The 14,278-nt window shown below is 69.9% G+C and carries 14 protein-coding genes; 11 read left to right on the forward strand and 3 right to left on the reverse strand.

Going from position 1 to position 14,278, the window contains the following annotated elements:
• Positions 1-4: 4 nt before the first annotated feature.
• The 6 genes from IEW13_RS07930 to IEW13_RS07955 all read left to right on the forward strand — a co-directional run bounded on the left by IEW13_RS07930 (position 5) and on the right by IEW13_RS07955 (position 6,287).
• Positions 5-907 (forward strand): alpha/beta fold hydrolase, encoded by a 903-nt coding sequence (locus IEW13_RS07930; RefSeq protein ID WP_188550420.1) that lies wholly within the window; start codon positions 5-7, stop codon positions 905-907.
• Entirely contained in the window at positions 900-2,699 is a 1,800-nt protein-coding gene (locus IEW13_RS07935; RefSeq protein WP_188550421.1) for a DUF2079 domain-containing protein, read from the forward strand. Before IEW13_RS07930 ends, IEW13_RS07935 begins: the two co-directional genes overlap by 8 nt.
• Before the next feature lie 79 nt (positions 2,700-2,778).
• Positions 2,779-4,110, forward strand: coding sequence for a glycosyltransferase (locus IEW13_RS07940; protein ID WP_188550422.1), 1,332 nt, complete (start codon positions 2,779-2,781; stop codon positions 4,108-4,110).
• A 4-nt stretch (positions 4,111-4,114) separates the two neighbouring features.
• Positions 4,115-4,648 (forward strand): type III secretion system chaperone family protein, encoded by a 534-nt coding sequence (locus IEW13_RS07945; protein ID WP_188550423.1) that lies wholly within the window; start codon positions 4,115-4,117, stop codon positions 4,646-4,648.
• A 530-nt stretch (positions 4,649-5,178) separates the two neighbouring features.
• Positions 5,179-5,928 (forward strand): phosphoglyceromutase, encoded by a 750-nt coding sequence (locus IEW13_RS07950; RefSeq protein WP_188550424.1) that lies wholly within the window; start codon positions 5,179-5,181, stop codon positions 5,926-5,928.
• Between the two features lie 209 nt (positions 5,929-6,137).
• Positions 6,138-6,287, forward strand: coding sequence for a hypothetical protein (locus tag IEW13_RS07955; RefSeq protein WP_188550425.1), 150 nt, complete (start codon positions 6,138-6,140; stop codon positions 6,285-6,287).
• Positions 6,288-6,297: 10 nt separating this feature from the next.
• Here the strand turns inward: IEW13_RS07955 and phoU are convergent, their stop codons facing one another.
• Positions 6,298-6,957: a phosphate signaling complex protein PhoU gene (gene phoU, locus IEW13_RS07960; RefSeq protein ID WP_188550426.1), complete on the reverse strand. Its 660-nt coding sequence runs from the start codon at positions 6,955-6,957 to the stop codon at positions 6,298-6,300.
• A 173-nt stretch (positions 6,958-7,130) separates the two neighbouring features.
• Here phoU and IEW13_RS07965 point away from each other — a divergent pair, with 173 nt between their 5' ends.
• Entirely contained in the window at positions 7,131-8,414 is a 1,284-nt protein-coding gene (locus tag IEW13_RS07965; RefSeq protein WP_188550427.1) for a sensor histidine kinase, read from the forward strand.
• On the forward strand, positions 8,411-9,091 hold the full coding sequence (locus IEW13_RS07970) for a response regulator (protein WP_188550428.1): 681 nt from the start codon (positions 8,411-8,413) through the stop codon (positions 9,089-9,091). Before IEW13_RS07965 ends, IEW13_RS07970 begins: the two co-directional genes overlap by 4 nt.
• Positions 9,092-9,628: 537 nt before the next feature.
• Here IEW13_RS07970 and IEW13_RS07975 read toward each other — a convergent pair.
• Complete coding sequence (locus IEW13_RS07975; RefSeq protein WP_188550429.1) at positions 9,629-10,159, reverse strand: hypothetical protein; 531 nt, start codon at positions 10,157-10,159, stop codon at positions 9,629-9,631.
• 252 nt (positions 10,160-10,411) lie between these two features.
• Between IEW13_RS07975 and IEW13_RS07980 the strand changes: the two genes are divergently transcribed.
• Complete coding sequence (locus tag IEW13_RS07980; protein WP_188550430.1) at positions 10,412-10,894, forward strand: CarD family transcriptional regulator; 483 nt, start codon at positions 10,412-10,414, stop codon at positions 10,892-10,894.
• A 26-nt stretch (positions 10,895-10,920) separates the two neighbouring features.
• Positions 10,921-11,901 (forward strand): AsnC family transcriptional regulator, encoded by a 981-nt coding sequence (locus tag IEW13_RS07985; protein ID WP_188550431.1) that lies wholly within the window; start codon positions 10,921-10,923, stop codon positions 11,899-11,901.
• Here IEW13_RS07985 and IEW13_RS07990 read toward each other — a convergent pair.
• Entirely contained in the window at positions 11,847-13,265 is a 1,419-nt protein-coding gene (locus tag IEW13_RS07990; protein WP_308420804.1) for an amidase, read from the reverse strand. The genes IEW13_RS07985 and IEW13_RS07990 overlap by 55 nt on opposite strands.
• A 268-nt stretch (positions 13,266-13,533) precedes the next feature.
• Between IEW13_RS07990 and IEW13_RS07995 the strand changes: the two genes are divergently transcribed.
• Positions 13,534-14,259 carry a DUF5058 family protein gene (locus IEW13_RS07995; RefSeq protein WP_188550432.1) on the forward strand — a complete coding sequence of 242 codons (726 nt, stop codon included), beginning with the start codon at positions 13,534-13,536 and terminating at the stop codon, positions 14,257-14,259.
• The last annotated feature ends 19 nt before the right edge of the window (positions 14,260-14,278 follow it).

Genomic DNA, 14,278 nt, shown 5'->3' on the forward strand with positions numbered 1-14,278 from the left:
CGGCGTGACCGGCGTGACCGGCGGACCCGGTGCGGAGGACGGCTGGCTGCTGCGCCGCGGTACCGGCGAGCCAGTGACCTTGTACGCGCACGGATTCGGCGGCAGCATCACCGACACCCGCCCCTTCGCCCGCGGAATCGACGGTTCCTCCGCGTTCCTGCATTTCCGCGGTCACGGCGGGCGCCCCTCACCCGGCCCCCGTTGGGATTACGCGGGCCTGGCGGCGGAACTTGACGAGGCGCTGATCAGAGCCGGAGCCACGCGAGCCCTGGGCGTGTCCATGGGCGCCGGGGCGCTCGCCCGCCTGCTGGCAGGTCGCGCGCCGGCGATGCCGTCCCGGGCCGCGGAGGCGCCCAGCGGCCCGGCAGCCGCGAATCCGCCAGGTGCGGGGGAGCTGGCCGGTGCGCCTCCGGACGGTGCTGCATCAGCGAGTAAGGACGGAGCCGGGCGGCTGCAGAAGGCGGCCCTTGTGCTCCCGGCCGTGCTGGACCGGCCCAGCGAGGCCGCGCGCCGGCGCGGTGATGTGCTCCGCGCCGCGGTGGAGCGCGGGGACGCTCCGGGGCTGGCCGAGCTGCTCCTGGAGCAGGAACCGGAAGAGGTCCGTGCCAATCCGCAGGCTCGCGCCTGGATCGAGGCCCGGGCGTCGGCGCTCGTCGGGACGGATCAGCGGGACGGCCTCTCGCTGCTTCAGGAGGCAGCGCTGCCGGACCGTGAGGCGCTGCGCGCGGTGGACATTCCCGTCCTCGTGCTGACCCATGAGGACGATCCCGCACATCCGGTGGACGTGGCCCGCGCCTACGCCGAGGCGATCCCCGGCGCCGAGCTCCACATCCTTCCGCCCGGCAGCATCCTCTGGCTGGGCCGTGACCGCATCCGCGACATCCTCACCGGGTTCTTCAATGACTGAGCGCGACATCGCCCCCGATCGTTCCGAGCAGCACCGGCTGCCGGATCCCGGCAGCGACCACAGGGACGAGACCGCGGAGACCGCGCCCGATCCCCGCCGCAGCGCCAGGAGCGAGGCCGCAGGTGCGGGAGAGACCGCACGCACGACGGAGAACGGAACCGTGGCGCAGGACGGAACGGTATCGGAGACCGCCCGCACCGCGGAGGCCGGCTCCACTGGGCACCAGCCGGCGACCTCAGCCGGGGCGAACGATGCGGCGGCGAAGCAGGAGCCCGCACGAAGCGTCGTGCCCGCGGCTGCGCAGGCCGCGCCCCGTCCCGTCTTGGGCGGTCAGCTGCCCGCCGTGCTCCTGGCCGTCGTCGCAGCCGGCGTGTACTGCCTCTTCAACGTCCTGCAGTGGCGGCTGCTGCGTTCCCCGTCGTGGGATCTGGGGATCTTCACGCAGCTGGCCAAGGCGTACGCGGAGTTCTCCGCGCCCATCGTCCCGATCAAGGGAGAGGGCTTCAACCTCCTGGGCGATCACTTCCACCCGATCCTGGTGCTGCTCGCCCCGGCGTACGCCATCGCGCCCTCCGGGCTGACTCTGCTGATCGTCCAGTCGCTGCTGTTCGCCCTCTCCGCCGGCGTGGTGGCCGGGACCGCCTCGACGCTGCTGGGACAACGCCGGGGCCTGCTGATCGGCGGGGCATATGCCGCCAGCTGGGGCCTGCAGTCCGCGATCTCCTCGCAGTTCCACGAGATCGCCTTCGGCGTCCCGCTGCTGGCGATCTCCCTGGCCGCCGTGCTGCTGCGCCGATGGCGCTGGGCACTGATCTCCGGCGGCCTGCTCGTCTTCGTCAAAGAGGATCTGGGTGCCACCGTGTTCATGCTGGGCCTGGTCCTGGCCTGGTACCGCGGAGAGGCGGACCGGCCCCGCCAGTGGCCGGCGGGCATCGGCGCCCGGCTGAAGGCCCTGATCGGCTCACTGCACCCCTCCGGTCTATGGCTGGCGGCATGGGGGCTGGGCTGGATGCTGCTGAGCGTCCTGGTGATCCTCCCGCTGCTGAACCCCGAAGGTCAGTTCGCCTACGGCGGCAGGCTCCAGCTCTCCGAGATCCTCGCCAACCCGCTGCTCGGGCTCGGGCTGCTGCTGAGCCCCTCGGAGAAGGTCTTCACCCTGTTCATGCTGCTCCTGACCGGGGCGCTGGTGTGGGTGCGCTCGGTGTTCGCGCTGATCGCCATCCCCACCATCCTCTGGCGGTTCTGGTCGGCGCTGGACTTCTACTGGACCACCGACTGGCATTATTCGGCGATCCTCATGCCCGTCGTGTTCCTGGCACTCGTGGATGTGCTGCACCGGAGGGACAGGAAGAACCGCCAGGATGCCGATGCCGGCAGGCTGGCGCCCGCGCGCTTCTCCTTCACGGCCGCGTCGCCCGCGGCGGCTGCCCTGGTGGCCCTGGCCGTCTTCCCCCAGTACGCGCTGGCGGACCTGTTCCAGCCCGAGACCTGGGCCGGCCCCGGCCAGGAGCGTGTCGCCGGGGCGCAGGAAGTCCTGGAGACAGTGCCCGATGGCGCCACCGTGGCGACCGATATCTCGCTGATGGCCTATCTGGTGCCGGACCACACCGTGTACTGGCTGGGCAACGAGGACAATCCCGCTGCTGACTACGTCGTCATCGACCGGGCCGCCAACATCTGGGGCGGCACGCCCCCGGAGGCCGCTCCCCACGCCGAGCAGAAGTTCCCCGGGGAGAGTTACACCCTCGTCCTGGACTCCGGCGGATACCAGGTGGCACGGCGCGAAGGCTGAACCCGCAGTGGAACGTCCAACCGCGAGCACTGTGAGCACCGTGGGAAAACGCGGTCCCACGTGGCGTAATGTGGGGGGCGTGCGAGTCGCGATGCTCTCCCTCCACACCAACCCGTTGCAACAGCCCGGGCAGGGCGACGCAGGCGGGCTCAATGTGTATGTCCTCAACCTGGGCCGGGAACTCGCGCGCATCGGCTGTCAGGTGGACATCTTCACGGCGGACCCCTCGACGGCGGGTAGCGGCACCGTCCGCGCCCCGTTCGGCGAACCCGGGCTGTGCGTGCACCAGATCGACCTGCCGGACGGGGAAGCGCTGGACAAGGGCCGGCTGGCAGAGCGGATTCCCGAACTGGCCGCCCGCATCGGCGCCCATCCCGCCTGCGCCGCCGCCGACATCCTGCACGCCCACTACTGGATCTCCGCCGCCGTGGCCAGGCGGATCGCCGCGCCGCGGGACGTCCCGGTGGTCTCCACCATGCACACCCTGGGCGCCGTCAAGAACGAGGCGGTCGGCTATCAGCTGGAACCGCAGGCACGGATCGACGCCGAACGCCGCATCGCCGCCGGCGTCGACCTGCTGATCGCCAACGCCGGCCGGGACCGGCAGGATCATCTCAGGCATCTCGGGGCGCCGGCGCGTCGGGTTCAGGTGATCCGCCCCGGCGTGGACACCTCCGTGTTCCGGCCTCGCGCTCAAGCCGCCGCCCGTGAGCGCCTCGGGCTCAGCGGCAGGGACCTCATCGCGCTCTACGTCGGCCGGCTGCAGCACGTGAAGGGGCCCGATATCGCCATCGGCGCCCTGGCGGGTCTTGCCCGGCTCAACCCGGCGCTGGCTGAGCGTACCTCGCTGACGGTCGTGGGGGAGTCCAGCGGTGAACGGAGCGCTCTCAGCCGGGCCCGCGAACTGGCCGGACGGCTGGGCGTGGGGCAGCGGGTGGACTTCGTCCCGCCGGCGCCGGCCGAGGAACTGGCGCAGTGGTACGCCGCCGCCGATGTGCTGCTCGTGCCCTCCCGGAGTGAATCGTTCGGGCTGGTGGCGCTGGAAGCGGCGGCCAGCGGGCTGCCGGTGCTGGCGTCTGCGGTGGGCGGGCTGAGCGAGGCGGTCACGGCCTCGGCCGGCGTCCTGATGCACAGCGGCGACACCGGCGTCTGGGCTCGTGAACTCGAGCTGCTCCTGCTCGATCCCGACCGCCGGTCGGAAATGGGCGTCCGCGCCGCGCGAGAAGCCGCCGGGCAGACCTGGCGCCGCGCCGCAGAGCAGACCGTCGCGGCGTACCGCCGGGTGCTCGCCGGTGAGCGCCTCTCCGTTCCGGACGACGAGGCGCTGCTGTGCGGGACCGCCCAGGGTGCGGCCGGCGGCAGCGCTGCCACGGCGCAGGCACGCTCACGCGAACGATCATGGGCCAGTTAGGATCATGGGCCAGTTAGACGGGGCTGGGCCCGGCGCGGTGGATCGTGCGTACAAGATCGCCGCGGACTGGGCTGCCGAGCAGGAACTCGACTGCGAGCCCTCCGGGCAGCACAGCCTGGTCGTGACGCTGCCGGGGGAGCGCCGGCTCCGCACCGCGGTGTCCCTGCGCTTCACCCGCAACGGGATGAGCGCGCAGGCCTTCGTGCTGCGTGCCCCGGACGAGAACGAGGCACAGGTGCACGCCTGGCTGTTGCGTCGCAACGGACGCCTCGGCACGCCCGCGTTCATGATCGACGCACACGGCGATGTGTTCCTCACCGCCGATCTGCCGCTGGAAGCCGTGACTCTGGAGACGGTGGACGCCCTCATGACCCGCTTCGCCCTCGCCGCCGACGAGTCGTTCAACGAACTGCTGGCCCTCGGCTTCCGGACGAGCATCCTGCGCGAATGGGACTGGCGCCGTGCCCGCGGCGAATCCACCGCGAACCTGGCGGCCTTCGAACCGCTCATCCGCCGCGAGCGCGAGGACGAAGCGTAAAGGACCACGCGCACGCAGCGTCAACGGACCGGGCAGCCGGTGAGCGGGCTTGGCGTCCCGGGCTCTGAAAGGCTGGAACGGCTGGAGAAACCCACGGCTGCTATGAATTCCCACTGCTGATCTGCGGGGGATTTTCGAAACGACCGGGGCTTTTCGGGTACCCGTTCACAGCCAAGGTGTGTCGGCGTCTGCCGCCCGTCCTGGCTTGCCGGATCTACCCGGTCGCCTGGCCGGGTGCCGAGTTATCCCGAACAGGTCAGGTTGCCCGTGAATCCACGATCACCCTGGCCTGTTCGGGATCACAAGCACAACGATCGGCCGTGGGAGGAACACGGCGCCGGGGAAGCGGACGGCGGGAACGACGGGCTCGGTGCGCTGCGCACGAGAAGGTGCGCCGCGCACGAGGACACGGGCCACGCCTTGCGTGCGAGAAGGTGCGCCGCGCACGAGGACACGGGCCACGCCTTGCGTGCGAGAAGGTGCGCCGCGCACGAGGACACGGGCCACGCCTTGCGTGCGAGAATATCCGCATGACGACCTACAACCTGGTGCTGCTCCGCCACGGCGAGAGCGAATGGAACAAGAAGAACCTCTTCACCGGCTGGGTGGACGTCCCGCTCACCGACGCCGGGCGGGCCGAGGCCGCCAAGGCCGGGAGGCTGCTGAGCGAGCGCGGGCTGCTGCCGGACGTGCTGCACACCTCCCTGCTGCGCCGCGCCATCATCACCGCCAATATCGCCCTGGAGGAGGCCGGCCACTCGTGGATCCCGGTCAAGCGGTCCTGGCGGCTGAACGAGCGGCACTACGGCGCGCTGCAGGGGAAGAACAAGAAGGAAACGCTGGAGGAGTTCGGCGAGGAGCAGTTCATGCTGTGGCGCCGGTCCTTCGACACCCCGCCGCCCGCGCTGGAGGACACCAGCGAGTGGTCGCAGGCCGGCGATGCCCGCTACGCGAACCTGATGGAGGCGCTGCCGCGCACCGAGTGCCTCAAGGACGTCATCGACCGTCTGCTGCCGTACTGGTACGACGAGATCATCCCCGACCTGCAAGCCGGCAAGACCGTCCTGGTGGCCGCGCACGGTAATTCCATCCGCGCCCTGGTCAAGCACCTGGACGGGATCAGCGACGCCGACATCGCGGGGCTGAACATCCCCACCGGGGTCCCGCTGCTCTATCAGCTGGACGCCGCGACGCTCGCGCCGACGACGCCCGGCGGCGAGTACCTGGACCCGGACGCCGCTGCCGAGGCCATCGCTCAGGTCGCCAATCAGGGACGCTGACGCCCTTGTCCCGGCGGGTGCCGGAGCCGCCGAGGCTGTCGGCCCGCTCGGGCCGCCGGGACTCCGGTAGGTGCGCGGGCGCCCGTGGCGCCGCGATCCGGGCCGCGCCTGTCGCGCCCCGCATGTGAAGCGCCAGGGGCCTCCTCGCGAGGGCCGTACAAGAGGAGAGACCCGCACGCGGCGCGTGCGGGTCTCTCTCATGACGGGACATGCGCCGTGAGTCCACGGCTGCGTGTTGTGCCCCGCTCATCTACGCGCGGCTCATCGGCGTGCGACTGGCGCTCGCGCCCATCGCCGCTCACCGCCGGATTCAGGACCTGAGCGTCCCGGCCCGGAACTGCTGCCTGTTCGGGACCTGAGCCTCCCGGCTCAGGGCTGCTGCGCCTCGCGGTGGTCCCAGTTGCCGGTCAGCAGGAACTCCACTTTCTGCGCGATCGACTCGGCGTGATCGCCGAACCGCTCGTAGTAACGCGAGAGCAGCGTGATATCGGCGATCGTGGAGGACTTCAGGCCATGCTCCTCGGCGATCTTGTTGAACACCGCCAGATGCAGATTGTCCAGCTCTTCGTCAATGGCTGCGATGTTCGGGACCTCGCTCAGCCCAGGGTGGGAGAGCAGTTGCTGAGTGGCGTTGGCGATGCGCTCGGAGGACCGGGCCATGCCCTCGAAGATCCCCAGGAAGCTCCCCGGGATGACCTGCTCCGGGTACCGGATACGGGCTTGCTGCGCGATGTGCCGCGCCAGATCGCCCATCCGCTCGATGGAGGCGGACATGCGCAGCGCGGAGACCACGACGCGCAGATCCCCGGCGACCGGCGCCTGCGTGGCCAGGATGTCGATCGCGTTCTGGTCCAGCTCGGTCTGCAGATTGTCGATGGCGACATCGGCATCGATGACCTGTTCGGCGAGGTCGATATCGGCGGTGAGGATCGCCTTGTTGGCAAGGCTGATGGCCTGGGTGACGAGTTCCGACATCTGCACCAGCTGATCGGCGAGGTGATCGAGCTCATTGCGGAAGGCTTCGCGCACTGTACGGTCCTTTCTGGGCAGGGAATGCCGCAAGACGCCCGGCCGGACGTCCCCAGCAACGCTCTCACCGGGCCGTGGCGGCAAAATGACGCGGGAGTGAACATCCGGCGAACCGACGGCCCTGGCTACCAGCCTAGCCCGGTACGGCCCCGATGAAGGAATATCCTGGGCGAGTGGATATCGTCCTTGTCGCCGTCGTCTCCGGAGCCATCGGCCTCAGCCTCGGGCTGGTGGCCGTCTATGCGCTCCGGATGAGCGCCCGCAACAGGATGAGTGACGACATGCACTCCGAGCACGAGCTTCCCGAGGGGATCTCCGAGGTGCTGGCCGTGCTCTCCCCGGCGGCCATCGTCGTGGATGCCGGGGACGATGTCGTCAAAGCGTCCCCGGCCGCCTACACCTTCGGTCTGATCAAGGGGAACGGCCTCGCCTCCGAGGAACTGCAGCGGACCGTGGCTCGGGTCCGCTCCCGGGGGCTGATCCAGGAGTTGGAACTGGAACAGCCACGCGGTCCCAGGTCCCCGGGCCGCCGCTACCTGCGGGCCCGCGTCGCGCCGCTCGGACCGGCCTATGTCCTGGTGCTGTGCGAGGATCTGACCGAGGCCCGGCACCTGGAAGAGGTGCGCCGCGACTTCGTGGCCAACGTCTCGCACGAGCTCAAGACCCCCATCGGCGCGATCGGCCTGCTGGCGGAGGCGGTCTCGGACAGCGCCGACGACCCGGAGGCCGTGCAGCGGTTCGCGGCACGGCTGGAACGGGAGTCCGGCCGGCTGTCGCAGCTGATCCAGGAGATCATCGACCTCTCCCGCGTGCAGAACCACGAGAAGCACGAGCAGGAGGCGCTCATCGACGTCCGCGACATCGTCGGGGAGGCCGCCGACCGGGCCCGGATCGCGGCGGAGGCCAAGAACATCCGCATCTCCATCGCCGCCGAGCGTCCCGCCTGGGTGTACGGCAACCGGGACCTGCTGGTGCAGGCGGTGCGGAACCTGATCGACAACGCCATCAACTACTCGGGTGCGGACACGCAGGTGGGCGTGGGCATCCGCGTGGTGGACGACACCGTCGCCATCGCCGTCAAGGACGAGGGTATCGGGCTGAGCAAAGCCGATGCGGCGCGGGTCTTCGAGCGCTTCTACCGGGTGGACCCGGCGCGGTCCCGGATGACGGGCGGGACGGGGCTGGGCCTGAGCATCGTCAAGCACGTGGTGGCCACGCACGGGGGCGAAGTCCGGGTCTGGAGTCAGCTCGGTCACGGATCGACGTTTACCATCGAACTACCGGCTGCGGAGACGGACGAGGATTCCGAGGACGCCACCGATGCCGGGGCGGTGCGGCCGGAGGCCGATCCGGCCGCGCAAGGACCAGAAGAGCCAGAAACGCTCAGCGGCGACGCCGCATCCGGCGCCTCCGGTGTTCCGGGGCCGGACGAACGAGAGGGAAGACTGACACGGTGACCAAGATTCTCCTGGTTGAGGACGAAGACTCGATCTCCGATCCGCTCGCGTACCTGCTGGGCAAGGAAGGCTACGAGGTGACGGTGGCCGCCGACGGCAACCGTGCCCTGGACGAGTTCGATCGGGGCGGGGCCGATCTGGTCCTGCTGGACCTCATGCTGCCGGGGGTCTCCGGCACCGAGGTCTGCCGGCAGCTGCGGACGAAGTCCAGCGTGCCGATCATCATGCTCACGGCGAAGGACTCCGAGATCGACAAGGTCGTCGGACTGGAACTGGGTGCCGACGACTACGTCACCAAGCCGTACTCCTCCCGCGAGCTGCTGGCCCGGATCCGTGCCGTGATGCGCCGCAACGTGGAGCCCGAGGTCCAGGATGAAGGCGTGCTGGAGGCCGGTGGCGTGCGGGTGGACGTGGATCGGCACGTGGCGACGGTCCGCGGCGAGGAGGTCTCGCTGCCGCTGAAGGAGTTCGAGCTCCTGGAGATCCTGGTGCGCAACGCCGGTCGCGTGATGACCCGGGGCCAGCTCATCGACCGGGTCTGGGGCCAGGACTACGTCGGGGACACCAAGACGCTGGACGTGCACATCAAGCGGCTGCGCGCCAAGGTCGAAGAGGTCCCGTCCTCACCGAAGCTGCTGGTCACCGTCCGTGGCCTGGGGTACAAGTTCGAAGCCTGAGCGCACTGCGGCCGTCCTGGTATCCGGCGCCCGGCGGGCGGGAAGACGACGTACTGCCAGAACACCACCGTATTGCCAGGACACCACCGTCTACGGTGTGGTTTCGGCAAGAAGCGTGTGTTCTGTGAGTCTTCCGCGCAGCTATGGCGGAGAGCAGCGACCGGCGGCTCCCGATGTCCAGCGAACCTCCGGTTCCTCCCCGGCATGCGGAAGCCAGGGGGAGGTCTCGCTGGAGGGACAGGCATGCGAAAGCCCCGCAGGGGACAGACATGCGGAAGCCAGGGGAAGTCCCGTTGGAGGGACAGGCATGCGGAAGCCAGGGGAAGTCCCGTTGGAGGGACAGGCATGCGGAAGCCAGGGGAAGTCCCGTTGGAGGGACAGGCATGCGGAAGCCAGGGGAAGTCCCGTTGGAGGGACAGGCATGCGGAAGCCCCGCAGGAAAGAGATCCTGCGGGGCTTTCGTACGCCTCGCTGCCGCGTGACCGCAGCGGGGCCCTGATGTCGGTGATCGCCGATGCCGGTGATCGCCGGCGGCGATCAGTGGCCGCCGGGCTCCTCGCCCTCCGGGTAGACCCGCTGCGCGGGAGTGGGGATGGGAGCGCCGCCGGGAACGTAGTCGGCGTAGGCCTCGTGCGCCGGCCCGATCACCTGGGTGTGGGTCTCGACGGTCTCGGAGCCCACGGACACCGTCACGTCGATCAGAGTGCCGGAGTCCTGCCCGAGCTGCTCGATGATGGCTTCCTCGGCACCGTCGTCGGGGTTCTGCCGGTAGACCTCGCCGGCCTCCAGCGGCTGGACGAACTCCTCGCCGGCGATGGTCAGGCTCAGCGTCTGGGGGGAATCGCCGTTGTTGATCGCCACGTAGAGCACCTGGGCCGGCTCGCTGGCCTCGGTGCCGACCACCTTCAGGGAACGGACGTCGACGTCGCCCACGCTCACCGAGGCGCCGTCGCCTGCGGCGTAGCGGTGCAGGGTCTGCTGGGGGGAGATGAGGGCCGCGCATCCGCTCAACGGGACGATGAGCGCGGCCGCGAGGGCGGCGATGCTCGTGCGAGTCAGCCGGTTCACTGTACAGGCTCCTTGGCGTTGGGGGCTGGGAGGCGTCGGCGCGGGTGTGCCCGCGAAGCGTGGCCTCCAAGGACGATCCACACAGCATCTTAACGGGTTTTTTGACGTTTCGTAGAACCGCGGAGGCGCCGCTGGCCGCTCCCCGGATGGAGGGTAAAACAACCGACCCTACCGGCGTGAGGCCCCGGAATCCTGGAGGCGCGCGGGGCGCACCATGCTAGAATGATGGGAGCGAAAGGGGTACAGAGGAATATGAGCTTTCAAGTCGGCGACACCGTTGTTTATCCCCATCACGGGGCGGCCCGCGTGCAGGAAGTCAAGACGCGGACCATCAAAGGCGAAGAGAAGCTCTACCTGAAGCTCCAGGTGGCGCACGGCGATCTGACGATCGAGGTTCCCGCCGACAACTGCGATCTCGTGGGCGTGCGCGATGTGGTGAACCAGGAAGGCCTGGACGAGGTGTTCAACGTCCTCCGCGCCGAGTTCACCGAGGAGCCCACCAACTGGTCCCGTCGCTACAAGGCGAACCTGGAGAAGCTGCAGTCCGGAGACGTCATCAAGGTCGCCGAGGTCGTGCGTGATCTCTGGCGCCGTGATCAGGACCGGGGTCTGTCCGCCGGCGAGAAGCGCATGCTGTCCCAGGCGCGCCAGATCCTGGTGTCCGAACTCGCCCTCGCCGAGAAGAAGGAAGAGGTCGAGGCCGAGGCCCTGCTGGACGAAGTCCTCGCCTCCTGACACCGCCCGTGCGACCGTGACCGCCCGTGCTCGACCCTGTTGAGCTGCGCATCGCGGAAGCGCTGCAGATCGATCCGAGAGCAAGCTGGCGCCGCATCGCGCGCGCTCTCGGGGAGCATGAACGGCTGATCGCCCGCCGGGGTACCGCATTGCTGGCCTCTGGCCGCGTCGTGGTGGCCGGAGTGCGTGCGCGCGGTACGGGAATCTTGCTGCGCGCCGCCTGCCATCCCGGGGCGAGGCTCGCCGCCGTGGAAGCCCTCGCGGCCCGGCGCGACGCCACCTTCAGCTATGTGCTCTCCGGCGCCTACGACGTCGCCGCGGAGATCTGGCGACGGCCGGCGCCGGGCCAGAGCCCCTACACCTTGGACGTCTCCATCACCCCGGGGCTGGCGCGCGCGGAGACCTTGCCCATCCTGCGGTACTTCCGCACCATCCGCGGCTGGCGCCTGGGAGTGCTCAGCCAGAGCGAGTCATCGGCGCTGAGCGGAGGCCCGGCCGATGCGTTCCCCGAGGTGTCCGTGCCGGAATCCGGCTCTGCCGTGGATCAGGCCATCATGGACGCGCTCACGGCCGACGCCCGGATGAGCGCCGAGGAACTCGCCCGCCGCGCCGGGGTCTCGGAGTCCACCGTGCGCCGTCGGCTCGACGTTTTGCGGGAGACCAATCAGCTGAGCCTGCGCGCGATCGTCGAGCCGGCGCAGGCCGGTCTGCACACCGAGGCGCTGCTCTGGCTGAGCACCGCGCCCCACCTGGTCGGTGAGGTCGGGCGCGCCATCGCCGCCGACGGCCGGGCCAGGTACGTGGCCGCCGTGGCCGGCAGCTGCCAGATCGTCGCGGACATCACGGTGGGCGAGCCGCACGAACTCTACACCTATCTGACCGAGAGCAGCTGGGCCGCCCAGATCCACTCGATGGACATCTCCCTGGTGGCCGGCGCGCGCAAACGCGGCGGTCAGCTCTTGAGGATGCCCGGTTTCTCCGACGGCCAGCCGGTCGCCTCGTCGTAACGGCGGGCCCACCGCAGCAGCGCCGGATCCGAGCCGTGGGGCCCGGCCAGCTGGACCCCGGTCGGCAAGCCGGACGCACTGAAGCCGGCGGGCATTGCCAGCACCGGCAGCCCCGTGGCGGAGAGCAGGCAGGCGGCGCGCATCCAGTCCAGGTAGGTCTCGCAGGGTACTCCCGCCACCTCGGCCGGGTAGCGCAGCGAGGCGTCGAACGGCAGCACCTGCGAGCCGGGAGCCAGCAGCAGGTCGTAGCCGGAGAAGAAGTCCCGCACCGCCTCCTGGAGCGCGGCGTACAGTTCGTTGGCACGGATCAGCCGCGCCGCGTCGAGGCGCAGACCCTCCTCTACGTTCCAGATCACCTCGGGTTTGATGCGGTCCCGGTGCTGCTCCACCAGCGGGCCCAGGGTGGTGGCGAAGTCGAAGGCGCGGGTGACGTGGAAGACCTCGTCGGCGCCGGAGAAGTCGATCGTTGCCTCCTCCACCGAGGCACCCAGGCCGGCGAGGGTCTCGGCCGCCCGGTCCACCGCCGCGAGCATCTCCGGGTCCACCGGCACGCCCTGGCCGAAGTCTTTGGTCACCGCGATCCGCACCCCCGAAAGCGACTCCGCCGGGCGCGCGCCGAACTCCTCCGCATCCAGGGCACGCACGGACGGCAGTTCGGGCACCGGACCTGACACCGCCCGCATGAAGAGCTCCAGATCGGCGACGGTACGGGCCATCGGCCCACCGCGCGCCAGCCACGCCTGCGGGTTCTGCGGCGGGAACGTGGGAATCACGCCATAGGAGGGCCGGAAGCCGTAGACATTGCAGAACGACGCCGGGATCCGCAGCGAGCCGCCCATGTCCGAGCCATCGCCCAGCGGCTGGATGCGGCTGGCGATGGCCGCTGCCACCCCGCCGGAGGAGCCGCCGGCGCTGACACCGGTGTCATAGGGGTTCACGGTGGTGCCGAAGACCTCGTTGAACGTGTGGGAACCGGCGGCGAACTCCGGGATGTTGCTCTTGCCGGTGGCGACCACGCCGGCGCGGCGCAGCCGCGCGATCAGCCGGTCGTCAGCGTCGGGAACATGCTCGGCGAAGATCGGAGATCCCTGGGTCGACCGCATCCCGGCCACCATGTGGCTGTCCTTGTGCGTCATCGGCAGCCCGTGCAGCGGGCCGAGCGGCCCGGTCGCGGGGAGCGCCTCGTCGGCGTCCCGGGCGGCCTGCAGGGCGCGCTCGGGATCCAGGGTCACGATGGCGTTCAGAGCGGGGTTCACCGCCTCGATCTGTTCCAGGTGCGCCTGCGTGAGCTCCCGCGAGCTCAGCTCACCCGCGGTCATCCGGCCGACCAGCTCCGTCGCGGTCATCTCCAGCAGTTCGTTCACGATCTCCTCCGGCGTCCAGCGTTCAGGGGCGAGCGCGCCGGGCCGGGCACGGGGTCCGCGCCGGCGTCACTGTGATCCACGCCATTCTTCCTTCTCGGGTCCTCGCCGCGCCGGGACTGGCGGAATCAGACCGCACCCGTGTCCGATTCCGTCTCCGCTTGCATGCGCCGGGACGCATCCCCTTAAGTGGTACTCACGGCCTCTCGATGGTGAGCTACATCACATCGGCGGGCCGTCGATGCGTATTCAGGACCGGAAGGACCCCGGAATGGACCCTGCAACCTCCACCGACATCTGGGCGGTGGCCCAATCACCCCTGCTGTGGATATGCGCCCTGCTGGTGTTCGCCGTCATCGGCGTCCAGTCGTGGATCTACGTCCGCGCGGCCAAGCGCGCGGGCGAAGGCATCGGGATGAGCACCGAGGACCTCAGCCGCGCGTTCCGCTCCGGAGCGGTCGCCTCCATCGGCCCATCTCTGGCCGTGCTCCTGGTCGCCATCGCGCTGCTGACCCTGTTCGGCACGCCCGCGGTCCTCATCCGCATCGGTCTGATCGGTTCCGCCGCCACGGAGACCGCCTCGGCGACGGTGGCCGCCGGAACCATGGGCGCGAGCCTGGGCGGGGAGGGCTGGACGCAGCAGGTCTTCGTGGTGGCGTTCACCGCGATGTGCATCTCCGGCGGCGCCTGGCTGGTGGGCACCCTCATCCTCACCCCCATCCTCAAGCGCGGCGGCAGCACCCTGCAGAAGGTCAACCCTGCCGCGATGGCGCTCATCCCCGGCGCCGCACTGCTGGGAGCCTTCGCCATCCTGACGATGAACGAACTGCCGAAATCCGGCGTCCACGTCGTCGCGGTGCTGGTCTCGGCCGCCGCGATGGCGGTCATGCTCTTCATCGCCGAACGGTTCAAGGCCAACTGGCTCAAGGAATGGGCGCTGGGCATCGCCATCATGGTCGCCCTCGCCGTGAGCTACTTCGCCCACAACGGCGCCTGACGCCGGCCCCCCTTCCACG

This window comes from Sediminivirga luteola, from assembly GCF_014639315.1.
Taxonomy (GTDB): domain Bacteria; phylum Actinomycetota; class Actinomycetes; order Actinomycetales; family Brevibacteriaceae; genus Sediminivirga; species Sediminivirga luteola.